The following is an 18,961-nucleotide window of genomic DNA, read 5'->3' as shown; positions in this document are numbered from 1 at the left end:
CCCGCTTCAGGTGCGTGGCAGCGTGACCCCGCGCTGGCCCTGGTACTTGCCGCCGCGATCGGCGTAGGAAGTCTCGCAGACCTCGTCGCTTTCCAGAAACAGGAACTGGGCGCAGCCCTCGCCGGCGTAGATCTTGGCCGGCAGCGGCGTGGTATTGGAGAACTCGAGCGTGACGTGGCCTTCCCATTCCGGCTCGAGCGGGGTCACGTTGACGATGATGCCGCAGCGCGCATAGGTGCTCTTGCCCAGGCAGATCGTGAGCACGCTGCGCGGAATGCGGAAATACTCCATCGTGCGCGCCAGGGCGAACGAATTGGGCGGGATGATGCAGACATCGCCCGTGAAGTCCACGAAGGACTTCTCATCGAAGGCCTTGGGATCGACGATGGTCGAGTTGATGTTGGTGAAGATCTTGAATTCTTTGGCGCAGCGCACGTCGTAACCGTAGCTGCTGGTGCCGTAGCTGACGATGCGCTCGCCATTGACGCAGCGCACCTGGCCGGCCTCGAAAGGCTCGATCATGCCGGCCTGGGCGGCCTGGCGTATCCAACGGTCGCTCTTGATGCTCATGAAAGTAGGCCTCCAATATGGCCGGCCATTGTAAACATCCGCTTGGATCGGCGTGCGCCGCGCCCGGCCTGCCCCCCCGCTTACGCCGGCTTGACCACCACATCCGGCAGCTTGCCCGCCATGTCGCGCGGCAGGCCGGCCACCAGGGCCGCCAGCTTGCGGGCGATGCCGCGGTAGAGGCCGGCGGCTTCGCCATCGGGCTGGGCCGCCACGATGGGCGTACCGGAGTCGGCCTGCTCGCGGATGGCCAGGGCCAGCGGCAGGCTGCCCAGCCAGGCCACGCCGTATTGCGCGGCCATGCGCTGGCCACCGCCTTCGCCGAAAATGTGCTCCACATGGCCGCACTGGGTGCAGATATGCATGGCCATGTTCTCGACCACACCCAGCACCGGCACGTCGACCTTCTCGAACATCTTCAGGCCTTTGCGGGCATCGAGCAGCGCGATGTCCTGCGGCGTGGTGACGATGATGGCGCCCACCACCGGCACCTTCTGCGCCAAAGTCAGGGCGATGTCGCCCGTGCCGGGCGGCATGTCGATCAGCAGGTAGTCCAGGCCGCCCCAGTTGGTCTGGCGCAGCAGCTGCTCCAGCGCCTGGGTGGCCATGGGGCCGCGCCAGATCATGGGCGAATCGGCGTCCACCAGCAGGCCAATGGAGTTGGCCTGGATGCCGTGGGCCTGCAGGGGTTCCATGGACTTATTGTCCTTGCTGACCGGTTTGTCCTTCAGGCCGAGCATCAGCGGCACGCTCGGGCCGTAGACGTCGGCGTCCAGCACACCCACGCGCGCGCCATCGGCCGCCAGGGCCAGGGCCAGGTTCACGGCCGTGGTGCTCTTGCCCACCCCGCCCTTGCCCGAGGCCACCGCGATGATATTGCGCACCGCCGTCAGCGGCTTGAGCGTAGCCTGCACCGCGTGCGCGCCGACCGACCACGCCACCGTCACCCGGGCCTCGGGCGCGCCGGCCGCGGCCAGCGCCTGGCGTGCGATCTGGGCCACTTCGGCCTGGGCATAGCCGGCCGGGTAGCCCAACTCGATGCGCACGGCCAGCCCGGCGGGCCCCGCTTGGATGTCACGATCTTTTACAGATGCGGCCAACGGCAATCGACTGTAAGGATCATGTGCCGCGCGCAGCGCGGCACGGACTTGCTCTGTCGTTATACTCATTGATATCTAGATCGGCTTGGGCGGGCTTGGGATCATTGCGCCCGCCGCTCATCCCGCAAGAATAGCGGATATCACCATGAACCACTTTCTCCCCCGCCTGCTGCGCAATCTATGCCTGGCCGCCATCGCCCTGATCGGCGCGGCCATGGCGATCATCTTCATGGTCTCGACGGCCATCGCGATAGGCCTGCTCTACATCGTGGCCCGGCTGCGCGGCAAGCCTTTCGGCGTGCGCGGCTACTGGCAGCAGCGGCGCGGCCCGATGCATCCGTTCAACGCACCCGGCCAGCCTTACGCCAAGGCCGCCACCGACGTCATCGACGTCCAGGCGCGCGAGATCCGCTGAATTTTGCCCGCCTTAAAACATCGGTTCTTAAGGCGCCGAGGCTGCCCTGCGCAATTCCGATGCTCGCCGCTTCCGCGGCAGTGGTTGGCCGCCCCGCGCTTCGGATTGCTCCGGGGTCCTCGGCTCGTAGCGGCCTCATTCGACGGTTTTAAGGCCTCGCATGCATTGAAACCATGAGCCCTCGACAGGACGAAGGGAGTCCGAAGCACGGGGCGGCCATCCGCAGCCCACCGGGCGAGCATCGGAACGCCCGCAGTCCTGCCGACGGCGGCTCAAGAACTCAAATGCCGCAAAGCCTCTAAAATCTGAGGCTTATTTTCTTCTCCAGAACAAAAAAAGCCCAAGTCATGACGTCCCGCACGCTATTCGTCACCACCGCCCTCCCGTACGCCAACGGCTCCTTCCACATCGGCCACATCATGGAATACATCCAGGCCGACATCTGGGTGCGGGCCATGCGCATGGCCGGGCATACGGTGCACTTCGTGGGCGCCGACGATGCGCACGGCGCGCCCATCATGCTCAAGGCCGAGAAGGAAGGCATCACCCCACAACAGCTGGTGGCGCGCTATGCCGCCGAGCGCCCGCAGTACCTGGACGGCTTTCACGTCAAGTTCGACCACTGGCACTCGACCGACACGCCAGAAAACACGGCCCTGTCGCAGGACATCTATCGCGCGCTCAAGGCCCAGGACCTGATCGCCACGCGCGACATCGAGCAGTTCTACGACCCGGTCAAGGGCATGTACCTGGCCGACCGCTACATCAAGGGCGAATGCCCCAAGTGTCACGCCAAGGATCAATACGGCGACTCCTGCGAAGTCTGCGGCGCGGCCTACGCCCCCACCGACCTCATCAACCCGTATTCGGCGCTGACCGGCGCCACGCCGGTGCTCAAGTCGTCCGAGCACTTCTTCTTCAAGCTGTCCGACCCGCGCTGCGTGCAATTCCTGCGCGAATGGACGGCCGGCAGCAACGCCCAGGGCACGCCGCACCTGCAGTCCGAAATGCTCGGCAAGACGCGTGAATGGGTGGGCGCGCAAGGCGGGGAATCGAGCCTGGGCGACTGGGACATCTCGCGCGAGGCGCCCTACTTCGGCATCGAGATCCCCGACGCGCCGGGCAAGTACTTCTATGTGTGGCTAGATGCGCCGGTGGGCTACCTGGCCTCGCTCAAGGCCTATTGCGCGCTCAAGGGTCTGGACTTCGACGCCCTGCTCGACCCGAACGGCACGACCGAGCAAGTGCACTTCATCGGCAAAGACATCATCTATTTCCACGCGCTGTTCTGGCCCGCCATGCTCAAGTTCGCCGGCCGCAAGACGCCCGACGCGGTCAATGTGCACGGCTTCATCACGGTGAGCGGCGAAAAAATGTCCAAGAGCCGCGGCACCGGCATCTCGCCGCTGCGCTACCTGGAAATCGGCATGAACGCCGAATGGCTGCGCTATTACCTGGCCGCCAAGCTCAACGCCAAGGTTGAAGACCTGGACTTCAACCCCGAGGACTTCATCGCCCGCGTCAACAGCGATCTGGTCGGCAAATACATCAACATCGCCAGCCGCGCGGCCAACTTCATCACCAAGTATTTCGACGGCGCGCTGGCGTATCTGGACACTGCGCAGGGCGATACCGCTGCGCTGTCGGCCGAGTACGCCGCCGCTGCCGAGGCCGCCCGCGCGGCCTTCGAGGCGCGCGAGTACAACCGCGCCATCCGCGAGATCATGGCCATCGCCGACCGCATCAACCAGGCTTTCGACGCGGCCCAGCCCTGGGTGTTGGCCAAGGACTGGGCCAACGCCGACGCGGCCCGCCGCGCGCAGTTGCAGGACATCTGCTCGCGCGCCCTGGCCGGCTTCAAGGCCCTGTCGGTGATGCTGGCCCCGGTGCTGCCCGAACTGTCACGCCGCGTGGCGCGCGAGCTGTTCGGCAACGCGGCCGATTTCGTCTGGAGCGATGCCGGCAAGCTGCCGCAGACCGTCGCCCCCTTCAAGCATCTGATGCAGCGCGTGGAGCCCAAGATGCTCGACGACCTGTTCGAACCGCCTGAAGAGGGCCCCCAGGCCGCGCCCGATGCCCCCGCGACGGTGCCCGGCGGCGAGTCGCTGGCCGAGACCATCGCCATCGACGACTTCGCCAAGGTCGACCTGCGTATCGCCAAGATCGTCAACTGCGAACACGTCGAGGGCTCGACCAAGCTGCTGCGCCTGACGCTGGACGTGGGCGAAGGCCGCCACCGCAATGTGTTCTCGGGCATCAAGTCGGCCTATGAGCCTGCCGACCTGATCGGCAAGCTCACCGTGATGGTGGCCAACCTGGCGCCGCGCAAGATGAAGTTCGGCGTCTCCGAAGGCATGGTGCTGGCCGCCAGCCATGCGGACGAAGCCGCCAACCCCGGCATCTACGTGCTCGAACCCTTCCCGGGCGCCGAGCCGGGCATGCGCGTGCGCTGAACGCCGCCACCGGTTACGCCCAACCCAAAAGGCTCCCTCGCGGGAGCCTTTTTCTTCAGGCTTTTTCGGGCTGCAGCGCGGGCAGCCTGCCGAGCATCCCCGCGACCGCGATGCCGGCCGCGACCAGCAACCCCGTCATCGCCGCCACCCCGGGCCAGCCGCCCCAGGTCCAGAACAGGCCACCCAGCGAACCCATCACGCTGGACCCCATGTAGTAGGCGAACAGATACAAGGACGAGGCCTGCGCCTTGCCCACTTTGGCCCGCGCGCCCACCCAGGCGCTGACCATGGAGTGCGCGCCGAAGAAGCCCACCGTCAGCACCGCGATGCCGGCCACGATCATCCGCAGCGATCCGCCGCAGGTCAGCAGGATCCCCAACAGCATCAAACCGAAGGTGAACGGCAGCAGCCGATGCCGCCCGAAACGCGTAGAGAGCGATCCCATGAAAGCCGAGTTGGCGATCCCGAACAGATACACGACGAAAATCAGGCCGATTTCCGTCTGATTGAGGGAAAACGGCGGCGCCACCAGCCGATAGCCGATGTAGTTGTAAATGGTCACGAACCCGCCCGTCACGATGAGTCCTTCGGCAAACAGCCAGGGCAGCACGCCGTCGCGCAGGTGCGTGGCATAGGTTCTGGACAACGTTTTAAAGCTCAGGGGGCTGCGCACGAAATTGCGCGAATCCGGCAGGCAGCGCCAGAAGATCGCACCGCACGCGATACCCACCAGGCCCATCACCGTCAGCGCCGTGCGCCAGCCCCAGAAATCGGTCATCACCCCGACCAGCAGACGGCCGGACATGCCCCCCAGTCCCGACCCGCCCACATACAGGCCCATCGCCAGGCCCAGAGTGCGCGGGTGCATTTCCTCGCCCACATAGGCCATCGCCACGGCCGGCAAGCCGCTCATGGCCACGCCCATCAGCGCCCGCGCGGCCAGGAACGTCCCCCAGCTGTGCAATTGCGCGCTCGCCAGGGCCAGCACGGCCGATAGCAGCAGCGAGGTCGCCATCATCGGCTTGCGGCCCCAGGCCTCTGAAATGGGCCCGGCCACCAGCAGCGACACGGCCAGCAAGCCCGTCGTCAGCGACAACGACAGGCTGGCCTGCGTCGCGCTGATGTGGAAATCCTGCGAAAAAAGCGGCAATAGCGGCTGCACGCAATACAGCAACGCGAACGTCGCCAGGCCTGCCGCGAACAAAGCGACATTGGCGAGCACAAACTGTGCCGTGCCGTGTTCGATCTTGCGGCCGGACTCCGCGCCCGGCGCGCGGCCGCCGGCCATCGTGCCGACCGCCCCGTCGGCTAGGGAAGCGGGCGCCAGGGGCGCCGGGGCATATTGCGCAGCCATGAATTTCAACCTTCTCGTTCATCAAGCGTTGGGCCTGGAGCTTGCATCATCGCCAAGATTGCCATCTTGCGTCCAATATCGTTTTATTCGTGATTGATACATAATCGATATCATGGATCTGCGCCGCATCCGCTACTTCACCGTCCTGGCCGAGACCCTGCACTTCGGCCGCGCCGCGTTGCGCCTGAACATGGCCCAGCCGCCGCTGAGCCATCAGATCCGCGTGCTGGAAGAAGAACTCGGCGCCAAGTTGTTCGAGCGCAGCAACCGCCGGGTCGAGCTGACGCCGGCCGGCCAGGCCCTGCTGCCCGAAGCCCGGGCGCTGCTCGCCCAGGCCGAGCGCGTCGGCGCCATCGCCGCCCGCGTGCAACGCGGCGAGCTGGGCGAACTGCGTATCGGCCTGGTCAATTCAGCCGCCCTGACCCCGCTCATTACCCACCTGATCCACACCTACCGCCAGCGCTGGCCCGGCGTGCATCTGCGCATCGAGGAGCTGACCACCCACGATCAGCTGGCCGCGATGCTCGACCGCCGCCTGGACCTGGCCCTGGTGCGCGGCGCCACGGCGCCCAACCTGCCTCCCACGCTGCGCACCCTGCGCCTGCTGGAAGACGCGCTCGTCGTCGCCCTGCCGCCGCAGCATCGCCTGGCCGGCGGCACAGGCCCCCTGTCGGCCCGCGACCTGGCCGACGACGGTTTCGTCATGTACCCCCAGGAAAGCGGCACGGGCGTCTACGACCAGATCATGTCGCTGTGCCGCCGCGCGGGCTTCGTGCCGCGCGTCACGCAGGAGGCACGCGCGGTGTCGACCATCGTGGGTCTGGTCGCCGCGGGACTGGGGGTTGCGCTGGTGCCGCAGGCCTTGCGCAGCATCGAGGTCAACGGCGTGGCGTACCGGCCGCTGCGCGAGAAGGAAGCCAAGTCGGCGATGTGGCTGGTGTTTCGCGCGGGCGAAACCTCTGCGCAGGAGCAAGGGTTCCGCGAGCTGGCGGAGGCCGCCGTCAGCCCGCGGGATCGCGCTCAGGCGCCAGCGCCGGATCCAGCGAAACACGTTCGTCGAAAACGAAGCACCGCCCCGTAAACCCTGCGCCCCCGGTTTCCTCGAAATACTTCAGGATCCCGCCTTCGAGCTGATAGACGTGCGGCACGCCCGCCTGGGCCATGTAGATGGCGGCCTTCTCGCAGCGGATGCCGCCGGTGCAAAAGCTCACCACCGTCTTGTCCTGCAGTTCGCCCAGGTGCTCGCGCAGCGCCGCGGGAAACTGCGTAAAGCGCGCAATGCGCCAATCGACCGCGCCTTCGAACGTGCCCACGTCCACCTCGAAAGCATTGCGGGTGTCCAGCATCAGCACCTCGCGGCCCGCGTCGTCGCGGCCCTGAGCCAGCCAGCGCGCCAGCGTCGGCCCGTCCACGCCGGGCGCACGGCCTGCCTGCGGGCGTATCGCCGGATGATCCATGCGGATGATCTCGCGCTTGATCTTGACCCGCATCCTGGCAAAGGGCACTGTATCCGATTGGCTGAACTTGACCTGCAAATCGGCAAAGCGCGCGTCGCCGCGCAGCCAATGCAGAAAGCCTTCGATGGCGTGGCCCGACCCGGCCAGGAACAGATTGATGCCCTCGGGCGCCAGCAGCACCGTGCCTTTCAAGCCGAGCGTGATCGCCCGCTCGCGCAGAGGCTCGCGCAGGGCGGGCAGCTCATCGAGCGTGACGAATTTATAGGCCGCGATATTGACCACGCGGCCACCGGAAGAAGCGGAAATGGCAGGACTCATACCCCGATTTTAATCGGGGCCTTCACCCCGCCGGCCCGTCACGACTTGCGCTCGCGGATCAGCGTGGACTTGCCGAACAGGCTTTCCACCAGTTCCACGGCCACCTCGGCCGTGCGGTTGCGCACATCCAGGGCCGGGTTCAGTTCGACGATGTCCAGCGAACGCACCCGCCCGGTATCGGCGATCATTTCCATGCACAACTGGGCCTCGCGGTAGGTCGGCCCGCCCGGCACCGTCGTGCCCACGCCCGGCGCGATCTCCGGGTCGAGGAAGTCCACGTCAAAGCTCACATGCAGATGGGTGTCGTCATCGAGCCCCGCCAGGGCCGACTCCATCACCGCGCGCATCCCGGCTTCGTCCAGATGGCGCATGTCGTAGACACCAAGCCGCGTGGCGCGCACCCGCTGGCGCTCGCCTTCGTCGACGCTGCGTATGCCGATCTGCCGCACCCAGGACGACTCAATCGCGGGGACGCGGCCGGCCATGGAGATCAGCTCCGCCGGACCGTCGCCGCACAGGCAGGCCATGGGCATGCCGTGGATATTGCCGGTCGGCGTGATCGCGCTGGTGTTGAAATCGGCATGCGCGTCCAGCCACAGCACGCGCAGCTTGCGGCCGGCCTCGGCGCAGTGACGGGCCACCGCGCTGATGGACCCGATGCCCAGGCTGTGGTCGCCGCCCAGCAGCACCGGCAGTTCGCCGGCCTGCAGCACCTCGTACACGGCGTCGTGCGTCAACTGGTTCCAGGCCACCACCTCCTGCAAATGCCGATAGCCGTCCTCGGGCGGCAGCCAGGGGTTGCCCGGGCCGTGCAGATTGCCCACGTCCCGCACCGCCAGGCCGCGGCGCGCGAGCATCTGGGCGATGCCCGCTACCCTCAGGGCCTCGGGCCCCATGGACGAACCGCGGGAACCCGCCCCGACATCGGTGGGCGCGCCGATCAGCACGGCGGTCAATTCGGATGGAGATACGCTCACTGGACAACCCTGTGTATTGATTCGCAACAATAGGTGTACTATCACAAACCCCGGCAGCCTGGTCAACCCGCCACGATGTTGCCTCCGTGCCTTCGGCCGGTATACCTAATCCGAGACAAACCCATTCAAGGATCCGCCCCCATGAAATTCGTGTTCAAACTTGCGCCTGTTGCTGCTGCGCTGATCGCCTGTTCCGCCCATGCCGCCGACATCAAGATCGGCGTGACCGAAGCCCTCACGGGCGGCGCCGCCCAATACGGCAACAACATCCGCAATGGCTTCGTACTGGCCGCCGACCAGATCAATGCCGCGGGCGGCATCAACGGCAACAAGATCAAGCTGATCGTCGAGGACGAACAGACCAAGAAAGAAGAGGCCATCAATGCCTTCAAGAAACTGATCTTCCAGGACAAGGTCCTGATGGTCTTCGGCCCCACGCTCTCGAACAGCGCCCTGTCGGCCCAGCCCCTGGCCCAGGCCGCCAAGGTCGTGGCGTTCGGCACCTCGAACACGGTGGACGGCATCACCGATCCGGGCAACTACATCTTCCGCGATTCGGTCACCGAATCGGCGGTCATCCCCGTCACGGTCAAGACGGCCAAGGCCAAGCTCGGCCTGAAGAAAGTGGCCGTAATGTACGCCAACAACGACGCGTTCTCCAAGGGCGGCTACGAGATCTTCAAAAAGGCCCTGGCCGACGATCACATCGCCACCACCGACACCGAGACCTTCTCGACCGGCGACGTGGACTTCAAGGCCCAGCTCACCAAGATCAAGAGCACCAACCCCGACGCCATCGTGCTGTCGGCGCTGATCGCCGAAGGCGGCCCCATCGTCGCGCAGGCCCGCCAACTGGGCATCAATGTGCCCTTCATCGGCGGCAACGGCATGAACTCGCCCAAGCTCTTTAGCCTGGCCCCGGGCGCGGCGTCGGACAACCTGTGGGTGGGCAGCCCGTGGTCGCTGAGCAACGACTCGCCGCAGAACACCAAGTTCATCGCCGCCTACAAGGCCAAGTTCCACGCCGATCCCGACCAGTTCTCGGCGCAGGCCTATGACGGCATGTATATCGCCGCCGCCGCCATGAAGAAGATGCACTTCACGGGCAACCTCGCCAAGGACCGCGCCGACTTGCGCAATGCCCTGGCCACCGTGCAGTGGACGGGCGCCACCGGCCCCTTCAAGTTCGTCCAGGCCAAGAACAGCAAGACGGGCAAGCCGGCCGGCTACGACGCCGACCAGACCCCGATCATCAGCGTGACCAAGGGTGGTCAATACACCATCGTGAAGTAACCGCGGCGTTAGCCTAGCCGCATAAGGGCGACCCCGTGTCGCCCTTATGCGTTTATGTCTTCGGGATCGACCGTCATGCTTGAACAACAATTCGTCAACGCCCTGTCCCTGGGCTGCGTGTATGCGCTGTTCGCCCTGGGATTCACGCTGGTCTTCGGCGTGCTGGGCGTCATCAATCTGGGGCACGGCGCGGTGTTCATGGTGGGCGCCTATGCCGCGCTGGCCGTCATCACGCACCTGGGACTGCCGCTGTGGCTGGCCATCGTCGTGGCCATGGTCGTCTCGGGCCTGTGCGGCGCCGCAATCGACGTGCTGGTGCTCAAGCCGCTGCGCAAACGCAACTCCCCCCACCTCATCCCCATGATCGCCACTATCGGCATCGCGATCATCCTGAGCAACGGCATACAGGCCGTGTTCGGCGCGGACAACCAGCGTTTCCCCGTCAGCACCATACCCCAGCATGATCTGGTGATCGCGGGCGTGCATATCGCCGCGATCGACATCGGCATCGTCGTGGTGTCCTTCGTGCTGATGGCCGTGCTGATGTTCGTCATGCGGCGCACGCAGTTCGGCCGCGCGCTGCGCGCCATCGCCGAATCGCCCAAGGCCGCCTGGCTGCTGGGCATCAACGTCGAGCAGACCTTTCTGGTCACGTCCGCCACCGCGTCCGCGCTGGGCGGGCTGGCCGGCGTGATGATCGGCCTGTCGTCCAACGCCGTCTTCCCCCTGATGGGCGGAACCATGCTGCAAAAAGGTATCGCCGTGATCATCCTGGGCGGCATGGGCGACATCCTGGGCGCCATGCTGGCGGGGCTGTTCCTGGGCTTTACCGAGGTGCTGTCGGTGGCGTACATAGGCTCGACCATGCGCGACGCGGTAGCCTTCGGCCTGCTGTTCCTCATCCTGCTGATCCGCCCGCAAGGCCTGTTCGGCAAAGTGGTCCAACGCAAGGCATGAAAATGGCCCCCCCCACTCACACTTCGTGTTCGCGGCCCCCCAGGGGGCACTTGTCGCTCGCCTTAGGGCGGCCTGGCGGCTCGCTCGGGTAACTATGTCTCCCCCTACTCACACTTCGTGTTCGCGGCCCCCCAGGGGGCACTTGTCGCTCGCCTTAGGGCGGCCTGGCGGCTCGCTCGGGTAACTATGTCTCCCCCTACTCACACTTCGTGTTCGCGGCCCCCCAGGGGGCACTTGTCGCTCGCCTTAGGGCGGCCTGGCGGCTCGCTCGGGTAACAACTATGGACCTTCAAAACTTCTGGGATGTCTACAGCAATTTGGTGCTCACCCTGGGCACCAACATCCTGCTGGCATTCTCCATCTGGCTCACGCTGGACTGCGGCATGCTGGCCGTGGCCAACGCGGCCTTCCTGGGCATCGGCGCCTATACGTCCTCGCTGCTCACGATGAACGCCGGCACGCCGTTCTTTGTGTCGCTGGCCGGGGGCATGGCCTTGCCGGCCGTCATCGCCGTCATCATCGGCCTGCCGCTCATCCGCCTGTCGGGGGTCTACCTGGCGATCGCCACCCTGGCCTTCGGCGAAGTGGTGCGCGTCGTCATCCTGAACACCGATTCCCTCACGGGCGGCGCGATGGGCCTGAACGGCATTCCGCAACTCACGCAGGGATGGCACGTGCTGCTGTCCGTCCTGGTCGTGCTCTTTATCCTGTGGCGCGTGCGTGCCTCCAAGGTGGGGCGCGCCTTCGATGCCATCCGCGGCGACGAGACCGCGGCAGGCCTGATGGGCATCAATGTGCGCACCACCAAGATGCTGGCCTTCGTGGGCGGCGCGATCATCGCGGGCCTGGCCGGCGGCCTGAACGCCCACCTGAACTTCTTCATCGGGCCTACCGAATACGGCTTTGACCGCGGCGTCGAAATCCTGACCATGGCCATCCTGGGCGGCATCGGCGGCCTGACCGGCCCCATCCTGGGCGCCCTCATCATTTCGCTGCTGCCCCAGGCGCTGGGCGCCCTGGGCGACTACAAGCTGATCGTCAACGGCCTCATCCTGGTGCTCATCGTGCTGTTCCTGCCACAAGGCATCTGGGACCCTGCCCGCTTCAAGCGCTGGTTAAGAAAAGTCCCCCACGCCGCGCCCTCCGGGCTTGCTGCCGCCCAGGGGGGTTCGCCCGCCCTGGGGCGCCCCGGCGGCCAGCCGCATGCCGACAAGGACGACGATCATGCTTGAGATCTCCTCCCTCTCCAAGAGCTTCGGTGGCCTGCATGTGCTGCGCGACGTCAACATCAAGGTGCCGCAAGGCGCCATCTACGGCCTGATCGGCCCCAACGGCGCCGGCAAGACCACGGTCTTCAATCTCATCACCGGCCTGCTGGACCCGACTTCCGGCGGCATCGCCTTCGACGGCCAGGACATCCTGCGCAAGAAGCCGCACCAGATCACGCGGCTGGGCATCGCGCGCACCTTCCAGAACATCCGCCTGTTCAAGGAAATGACGCTGCTGCAGAACGTGGTGGTGGGCGCCTACCGGCACATGAACTACGGCTTTGCCAGCCTGCTGCTGGGCCTGCCCAGGTACCGCGAACACGAGGCCCGCGCCCGCGAGCGTGCGCTCGAGCTGCTGTCCTGGATGAAGCTGGACCACAAGGCCCACGATCTGGCCGACAACCTGTCCTACGGCGAACAGCGCCGCCTGGAACTGGCCCGGGCGCTGGCCACCGAGCCGCGCCTGCTGCTGCTGGACGAACCCGTGGCCGGCATGAACACCGGCGAGCGCGCCGGGCTCATGACCGAGATCCAGGCCATCCGCGACCGCGGCTACACCATCCTCATGATCGAGCACGACATGCAGTTCGTGATGGGCCTGTGCGAGCGGATCGCCGTGCTCAATTTCGGCAAGATCATCGCCGAGGGCGGCCCCGAGGACATCCGCAACAACGAACAGGTGATCGAGGCCTACCTGGGCCGCGACGACGACGAGGAGGCCGCATGAGCGCGCCGGACCGCTCCAAGCGCGAATCCTCCCTTGGGGAGGCAGTCGCGCAGCGACAGGAGGGCACCCCTATGAGTAACAGCAGCAGTCAAGCCATGCTGGAAGTGCGCGGCCTGGAGATCAACTACGGCCACATCGAAGCCGTGCGCGGCATCGACTTCACGCTGAACGCCGGCGAAGTCACCGCCCTGGTCGGCGCCAACGGCGCCGGCAAGTCGACCACCCTGCTCTCGCTCTCGGGCCTGGTGCCCAAGCGTCGCGGCAAGGTCTTGTTCGAGGGCGAGGACATCACCCCGCTCAAGCCGCACCAGATCGTCGCGCGCGGCATCGTGCAGGTGCCCGAGGGCCGGGCCATCCTCACCACCATGACAATCCTGGAAAACCTGGAACTGGGTGCCTACCGCCGCGGCCTGAAGTCCGCGGCGAGCGAGCTCGACTATGTCCTGCACCTGTTTCCCCGCCTGAAGGAGCGCCTGTCGGGCCTGGCCGGCAACCTGTCGGGCGGCGAGCAGCAGATGCTGGCCATCGGCCGCGCGCTCATGGCCAAGCCGCGCCTGCTGTTCCTGGACGAACCCTCCATGGGCCTGGCGCCCATCGTGGTGCAGGAGATCTTTCGCGCGCTGCGCGCCATCAACGGCACCGGCCTGACCCTGTTCCTGGTGGAGCAGAACGTGCGCCAGGCGCTCAAGATCGCACAGCACGGCTATGTGCTGGAAAACGGCGCCATGGCCCTGACGGGCACCGGCCGCGAACTGCTGGGCCATCCCCGCGTGTTGCAAGCCTATCTGGGCGGCTGAAAGACCCGCGGCTTGCGACACGGCCCCTTCGGGGGCCGTTTGCTTGAGGGCACCGCCGCGACAAAAATTAACAAATTAACTTTCGCCCTGAACAGGGATTTGCAAGCTTTCTATCGCAATATATGGGGACGCGACCTTCTGTCATATCGGTCTGGGATCCTGGCGACCGATGACCGGGCTCCCGTTTTCCGGAGACTTCGCATGACCGATAAGCACGAACCCAAGCCACGCCGGCGCTTTCTTCAAACCCTGGCCATTGTGCCGGCTTCCACGCTCGCCGCCGGCGCCGCGCTGCAAGCCACGCAGGCCGAGACGCTCACGAACGCGCCGCCCGCCGGCGCCGCCTACGCACCGACCTACTTCGACAAGGCCGAATGGGCCTTCATCCAGGCTGCGGTCGACCACCTCATCCCCGCGGACGAGCTCGGACCGGGCGCCCTCGCGGCGGGCGTGCCCGAATTCATCGACCGCCAAATGCAGACGCCCTACGGCCACGGCAAGCTCTGGTACATGCAGGGCCCATTCCACCCCGATGTCGACCCCACCTACGGCTGGCAGATCAGCCTGGTGCCGCGCGAGGTCTACCGCCATGGCATCGCCGACTGCGACGCCTACTGCAAGCAGCAGTACGGCAAGGCCTTCATCGACCTGGACAAATCCACGCAGGAACACGTCCTCAAGGACATGGAGGGCGGCAAGCCGCGGTTCGCCAACGTGCCGTCCAAAACCTTCTTCGGCCAGCTGCTGGGCAACACCAAGGAAGGCTTCCTGTCCGACCCGCAGTACGGCGGCAACAAAAATATGGTGGGCTGGAAGATGATCGGCTTTACCGGCGCGCGCGGCGACTTCGTGGGCTGGCCCGAACAGGGCAACGTGAAATACCCCTACGGCCCCGTTTCCATCTCCGGCGAAAAGGCTTGAACCATGGCATCCATCAAAAAAGACAAAGTCGACGTGGTGCTGGTCGGCTTCGGCTGGACCGGCGCCATCATGGGCCAGGAACTCACCAACGACGGCCTGAAGGTCGTGGCGCTGGAGCGCGGGGGCATGCGCGACACGCCCACCGACGCCGAATACCCCAAGGCGCTCGACGAGCTGGCGCACTCGGTGCGCGGCAAGCTCTTTCAGGACCTGTCCAAGGAAACCGTCACCATCCGCCACAGCGTGCAGGAAACGGCGGTGCCCTACCGCCAGAACGGCTCGTTCCTGCTGGGCAACGGCGTGGGCGGCGCGGGCTTTCACTGGAACGGCATGCACTACCGCAATCTGCCGGAGGAACTGGAGCTTTACACCCGCACGGTGGAACGCTACGGCAAGAAATTCATTCCCAAAGACATGATGCTGCAGGATCACGGCGTCACGTACAAGGACCTGGAGCCGCACTACGACTTCTTTGAAAAAGTCTGCGGCACCTCGGGCAAGGCCGGCAACATCGAGGGCAAGATCGTGTCCGGCGGCAACCCGCTGGAAGGCGCGCGCTCCGACGAATTCCCGCTGCCCCCGCTGCAGCAGACCTACGCACAGGAACTGTTCGAGAAAGCCTCCAGGGACGCGGGCTTTCATCCCTATCCCGCGCCGGCCGACAACGCCTCCAAGCCCTACACCAACCCCTACGGCGTGCGCCTGGGTCCGTGCAACTACTGCGGCTATTGCGAGAACTACGGCTGCTATATGTACTCGAAGGCCTCGCCGCAAACGACCATCCTGCCGGTGCTGCTGAAAAAACCCAACTTCGAGCTGCGCACCCACTCGTACGTGACCCGCGTCAACGTCGACAAGAGCGGCAAGATGGCCACCGGCGTCACCTATATCGACGCCCAGGGCAACGAAGTCGAGCAGCCCGCCGACCTGGTCATTCTCACCGCCTTCCAGCTGCACAACACGCGGCTGATGCTGCTCTCGGGCATCGGCAAGCCCTACGATCCGGTCTCCGGCGAAGGCGTGGTAGGCAAGAACCTGGCCTACCAGATGAACGGCGGCGTGCGCATCATCATGCCCAAAGGCAATTACTTCAACCCCTTCGAAGGCACGGGCGCGGGCGTCTGGGCCTTCGACGACATGAACGCCGACCAGTTCGATCATGCCCCCTACGGCTTCATCGGCGGCGCGGTGATCCGCCAGGCCACCACGGGCGGGCGGCCCATCAAGCAGGCCGCGCCCATGCCCGGCTCGCCCGCCTGGGGCTCGGGCTGGAAGGCCGGCATGGTCGATGCCTACCAGCGCACCTTCGGCTTCGGCCTATCGGGTTCGGTCATGGCCTACCGCGACGCCTATATTTCACTGGACCCGACCTACCGGGACTCGCACGGCCTGCCGCTGGCGCGCATGACCTTCGACTGGCACGACAACGAGTTCAAGATGCTCGCGCACATGGGCCAGGCGGGCGAGAAGGTCGCGCAAGCGATGAAGCCGGAGAAGTACTTCGTCGGCGTGCGCAAGCCCGGCTCGCACTGGGACACGCGCGTCTACCAGAGCACGCACCTGACCGGAGGCACCATCATGGGCGCCGACCCCAAGACCAGCGTGCTCAACCGTTATCTGCAAAGCTGGGACGTGCCCAACCTGTTCGTCATGGGCGCCAGCACCTTCCCGTACAACATGGGCTACAACCCCACGGGCCTGCTCGGCGCGCTGGCGTATTGGTCGGTCAAGGCCATCCGCGAGCAATACCTGAAGAACCCGGGCCGCCCGCTGGTCCAGGCATAAGGAGCGACATGATGAAAAAACGCCATCTCCTCGTCGCCGCTTTTCTTCTGACGGCCAACGCCGCGTGGGCCGCCGATCCTTCGGCCGATACGCAGCTCATCAAACGCGGCGAGTACCTGTCCCGCGCCGGCGACTGCATCGCCTGCCACACCGCCACGGGCGGCAAGCCTTACGCCGGCGGGCTGGGCATCGCCTCGCCGCTGGGCACCATCTACTCGACCAACATCACGCCGGACAAGAAGACCGGCATCGGCACCTACACGCTCGAGGACTTCGACCGCGCCCTGCGCCAGGGCATCGCCAAGGACGGCCACTCGCTGTACCCGGCCATGCCCTACACGTCCTTCGCCCGCGTCTCGCCCGATGACGTGAAGGCGCTCTATGCCTACTTCATGCACGGCGTGGCGCCGGTCGACCAGCCCAACAAGGCCAACGGCATCACCTGGCCCTTGTCCATGCGCTGGCCCCTGGGCGTCTGGCGCAAGATGTTCGCGCCCACGCCCGTCAATACTCCCGCGCCCGCCGCCGCGGACTCGGGCGATGCCGCCATGCTGCGCGGCAAATACCTGGTCGAAGGGCTGGGCCACTGCAGCGCCTGCCACACGGCGCGCGGCGTTGCCTTGCAGGAAAAGGCCACCAGCGCGGCGGGCGGTTCCGACTTCCTCTCGGGCGCAGTGGTCGACGGCTGGCTGGCGGGCAATCTGCGCGGCGACATGGCCGACGGCCTGGGGTCCTGGTCCAAGGCCGATCTGGTGGCGTTTCTCAAGAGCGGCCGCAATGCGCACAGCGCGGCGTTCGGCGGCATGTCGGACGTGGTGGCGCAAAGCACCCAGTACCTGAGCGACAGCGACCTGAACGCCATCGCCACGTACTTGAAGAGCCTGCCGCCCAAGAATCCGTCTGGGAACCGGCCCCTGGCGTACAACGACACGGTCGGCCAGGCCACGCTCGCCGGCCATGCCGCCAGCATTCCCGGCGCCATGGACTTCATCAACAACTGCGCGGCCTGCCACCGCGTGACGGGCAAGGGCTACCCCGAGACCTTCCCCGGCCTGGCGCAGAACCCGGTGGTCAACGCGGCCGATCCGCAATCGGTGATCCACATCATCCTCAAGGGCGCGCAGGTGCCCGGAACGAGCGCCGCGCCGACGCGCTACACCATGCCGGCTTTCGATTGGCGTTTGACCGACCGGGAAGTGGCCGACATCGCGACCTTCGTGCGCGGCAGTTGGGGCAACAATGCGCCGGCCGTTACGGCGGGCCAGGTTGCGAAGGTGCGCAAAGAGGTAGGGGCTGCGGCGGCGCCTTCGCGGTGATTTGTTGAATGCGTAAAAAACGGCGGAGGGTCTCATCGGCTCTCCGCCAGCCTTTCAATTGAACCGAGCCGATTTCTCGATCGATCGGTCCTGTGGCCATTTGAAGGCAAATGCGCGAAACACCTCCCAACTCGTGTTCGATTCGAGCGATTTGGGTCGCCAGCTCGACCTTGTCGCCCACGACGAGAGACTCACCCGGGGCCGTCATCGAAAAACGGCTCACCCCCGGATGCAGCTTCGTGCAGGCTTCCATCATTCGCTTCGGGTTGGCGAGCATGCCTTCGATGAGCGCCTGGAGCTGGAAGCTCGATGCGTCGTCGAGCGCGTCGATCATGTGAGTCGCGATGTCGTCTTGTACCAGCGCGGGCAGCGCGGGACCGGCAACAAGCAGAGCCCTATTTGATGAGGTCGTCGCTTCAGGCCAAATACGGGCCATCTGATTGGCCAACACGCCCCGCCACGCTCGAGGTGACGCCGGCCGGCCTGTAAAAGCTCAGTGCCGGTGCACCGCGTAGCACGTCAAGAACAGCTTCACCGCCTGCTGGACGACCTCCGTGCGGCGCGCCATGGACGGGCCCGGTGCCACGACGATGAGACGTGGCCACAAGAGCGGCTCGTTGACAAGGCCGACGAACTGCCGGGCCGCCAGATCGGGGTCTTCGACGCGAAGGTGCCCTTTCTCCTGCAGCCGGGCCAGATAGGCGATCAGCGCCTGCAACGCCGGCGTCTTGCCCAGCGCCATGAAGTCGCGGGCCAACTGAGGAAAGCGGCCCCCCTCGCTGATCACCATACGCAGCAACGAGAGCGACGCGTCGGGGGCCCAGAAATCGGCGATCGCCATGCCCATGTTGAACAGCCCCAGTGCCGGGTCGCGCAGGGCTGCGCCGTCGTTTGCGATCTCGATGACCGGCATGCGTTCCCAGACGCGTGTCACCGCGGCGGCGAAGAGCGCTTCCTTGCTCTCGAATTGATTGAACAGCGTGCGTCGCGACACGTTGGCCGCGACGGCGATCAGGTCCATGCTGGCGCCGCCGAAGCCGTGCTCCAGGAAGACACCCGCCGCCGCGTCGAGCAAGGACTGGCGCTTGAGCAGTTGTTGCGGCGGCGTGGGCTCGTCCGGGGCACTGCCGGGCGCCGGATCGCGATCGATGGGCATGAAGGGCGTCCTTTTTCCCTGGGGGTTGATGGGGTGATGTCGCACCGAGTTGCACTGCACGGTGCAATGTGTATACTTGTTTGCACTCAGTAGTGCACTT

At 65.8% G+C, this 18,961-nt stretch carries 18 protein-coding genes; 11 read left to right on the top strand and 7 right to left on the bottom strand.

Annotation, left to right across the window (positions count from 1 at the left end):
* Positions 1 to 6: 6 nt before the first annotated feature.
* Positions 7 to 570 (bottom strand): dCTP deaminase, encoded by a 564-nt coding sequence (dcd, locus tag H143_RS0108990; protein ID WP_019937906.1) that lies wholly within the window; start codon positions 568 to 570, stop codon positions 7 to 9.
* An 80-nt stretch (positions 571 to 650) separates the two neighbouring features.
* The gene (gene apbC / locus H143_RS0108985; protein ID WP_026349869.1) at positions 651 to 1,736 is read right to left on the bottom strand and encodes an iron-sulfur cluster carrier protein ApbC; all 1,086 of its coding nucleotides are present in this window, start codon (positions 1,734 to 1,736) and stop codon (positions 651 to 653) included.
* Between the two features lie 76 nt (positions 1,737 to 1,812).
* Here apbC and H143_RS0108980 point away from each other — a divergent pair, with 76 nt between their 5' ends.
* On the top strand, positions 1,813 to 2,082 hold the full coding sequence (locus H143_RS0108980) for a hypothetical protein (RefSeq protein ID WP_019937904.1): 270 nt from the start codon (positions 1,813 to 1,815) through the stop codon (positions 2,080 to 2,082).
* Positions 2,083 to 2,429: 347 nt separating this feature from the next.
* The gene (metG, locus tag H143_RS0108975) at positions 2,430 to 4,535 is read left to right on the top strand and encodes a methionine--tRNA ligase (protein ID WP_019937903.1); all 2,106 of its coding nucleotides are present in this window, start codon (positions 2,430 to 2,432) and stop codon (positions 4,533 to 4,535) included.
* Between the two features lie 55 nt (positions 4,536 to 4,590).
* Here metG and H143_RS0108970 read toward each other — a convergent pair whose 3' ends face one another.
* Entirely contained in the window at positions 4,591 to 5,889 is a 1,299-nt protein-coding gene (locus tag H143_RS0108970; protein WP_019937902.1) for an MFS transporter, read from the bottom strand.
* A gap of 112 nt (positions 5,890 to 6,001) precedes the next feature.
* On the opposite strand from H143_RS0108970, the gene H143_RS0108965 reads away from it, so the two are divergent.
* Positions 6,002 to 6,970, top strand: coding sequence for a LysR family transcriptional regulator (locus H143_RS0108965; RefSeq protein WP_019937901.1), 969 nt, complete (start codon positions 6,002 to 6,004; stop codon positions 6,968 to 6,970).
* Here H143_RS0108965 and H143_RS0108960 read toward each other — a convergent pair.
* Both H143_RS0108960 and rocF read right to left on the bottom strand, forming a co-directional pair.
* On the bottom strand, positions 6,891 to 7,664 hold the full coding sequence (locus H143_RS0108960) for a sulfurtransferase (protein ID WP_019937900.1): 774 nt from the start codon (positions 7,662 to 7,664) through the stop codon (positions 6,891 to 6,893). The two genes, H143_RS0108965 and H143_RS0108960, sit on opposite strands and share 80 nt — an antisense overlap.
* 38 nt (positions 7,665 to 7,702) lie before the next feature.
* Positions 7,703 to 8,641: an arginase gene (rocF, locus tag H143_RS0108955; RefSeq protein ID WP_026349866.1), complete on the bottom strand. Its 939-nt coding sequence runs from the start codon at positions 8,639 to 8,641 to the stop codon at positions 7,703 to 7,705.
* A gap of 141 nt (positions 8,642 to 8,782) precedes the next feature.
* On the opposite strand from rocF, the gene H143_RS0108950 reads away from it, so the two are divergent.
* From H143_RS0108950 to H143_RS0108915, 8 genes are all read left to right on the top strand, one after another.
* On the top strand, positions 8,783 to 9,934 hold the full coding sequence (locus tag H143_RS0108950) for an ABC transporter substrate-binding protein (protein ID WP_019937898.1): 1,152 nt from the start codon (positions 8,783 to 8,785) through the stop codon (positions 9,932 to 9,934).
* 75 nt (positions 9,935 to 10,009) lie between these two features.
* Complete coding sequence (locus tag H143_RS0108945) at positions 10,010 to 10,891, top strand: branched-chain amino acid ABC transporter permease (RefSeq protein ID WP_026349865.1); 882 nt, start codon at positions 10,010 to 10,012, stop codon at positions 10,889 to 10,891.
* Positions 10,892 to 11,172: 281 nt separating this feature from the next.
* Positions 11,173 to 12,123 carry a branched-chain amino acid ABC transporter permease gene (locus H143_RS0108940; RefSeq protein ID WP_019937896.1) on the top strand — a complete coding sequence of 317 codons (951 nt, stop codon included), beginning with the start codon at positions 11,173 to 11,175 and terminating at the stop codon, positions 12,121 to 12,123.
* A complete protein-coding gene (locus H143_RS0108935) occupies positions 12,116 to 12,886 on the top strand; it encodes an ABC transporter ATP-binding protein (RefSeq protein ID WP_019937895.1) in 771 nt (256 codons plus the stop codon). The genes H143_RS0108940 and H143_RS0108935 overlap by 8 nt, the downstream gene beginning before the upstream one ends.
* A 71-nt stretch (positions 12,887 to 12,957) precedes the next feature.
* A complete protein-coding gene (locus tag H143_RS0108930) occupies positions 12,958 to 13,683 on the top strand; it encodes an ABC transporter ATP-binding protein (protein ID WP_033365441.1) in 726 nt (241 codons plus the stop codon).
* A 201-nt stretch (positions 13,684 to 13,884) separates the two neighbouring features.
* On the top strand, positions 13,885 to 14,604 hold the full coding sequence (locus tag H143_RS0108925) for a gluconate 2-dehydrogenase subunit 3 family protein (RefSeq protein ID WP_019937893.1): 720 nt from the start codon (positions 13,885 to 13,887) through the stop codon (positions 14,602 to 14,604).
* 3 nt (positions 14,605 to 14,607) lie between these two features.
* A complete protein-coding gene (locus H143_RS0108920; RefSeq protein WP_019937892.1) occupies positions 14,608 to 16,389 on the top strand; it encodes a GMC family oxidoreductase in 1,782 nt (593 codons plus the stop codon).
* A gap of 11 nt (positions 16,390 to 16,400) precedes the next feature.
* Positions 16,401 to 17,705 (top strand): cytochrome c, encoded by a 1,305-nt coding sequence (locus H143_RS0108915; RefSeq protein ID WP_019937891.1) that lies wholly within the window; start codon positions 16,401 to 16,403, stop codon positions 17,703 to 17,705.
* Here the strand turns inward: H143_RS0108915 and H143_RS0108910 are convergent.
* On the bottom strand, positions 17,641 to 18,039 hold the full coding sequence (locus tag H143_RS0108910; protein WP_155803360.1) for a hypothetical protein: 399 nt from the start codon (positions 18,037 to 18,039) through the stop codon (positions 17,641 to 17,643). The two genes, H143_RS0108915 and H143_RS0108910, sit on opposite strands and share 65 nt — an antisense overlap.
* Positions 18,040 to 18,198: 159 nt before the next feature.
* On the bottom strand, positions 18,199 to 18,861 hold the full coding sequence (locus H143_RS0108905; protein WP_019937889.1) for a TetR/AcrR family transcriptional regulator: 663 nt from the start codon (positions 18,859 to 18,861) through the stop codon (positions 18,199 to 18,201).
* Positions 18,862 to 18,961 lie beyond the last annotated feature (100 nt).

It is taken from the genome of Bordetella sp. FB-8 (genome assembly GCF_000382185.1).
GTDB lineage: Bacteria > Pseudomonadota > Gammaproteobacteria > Burkholderiales > Burkholderiaceae_B > Bordetella.
Note: the sequence above shows the minus strand (reverse complement) of the source record. Positions and strands in the feature narration are given on the sequence as shown.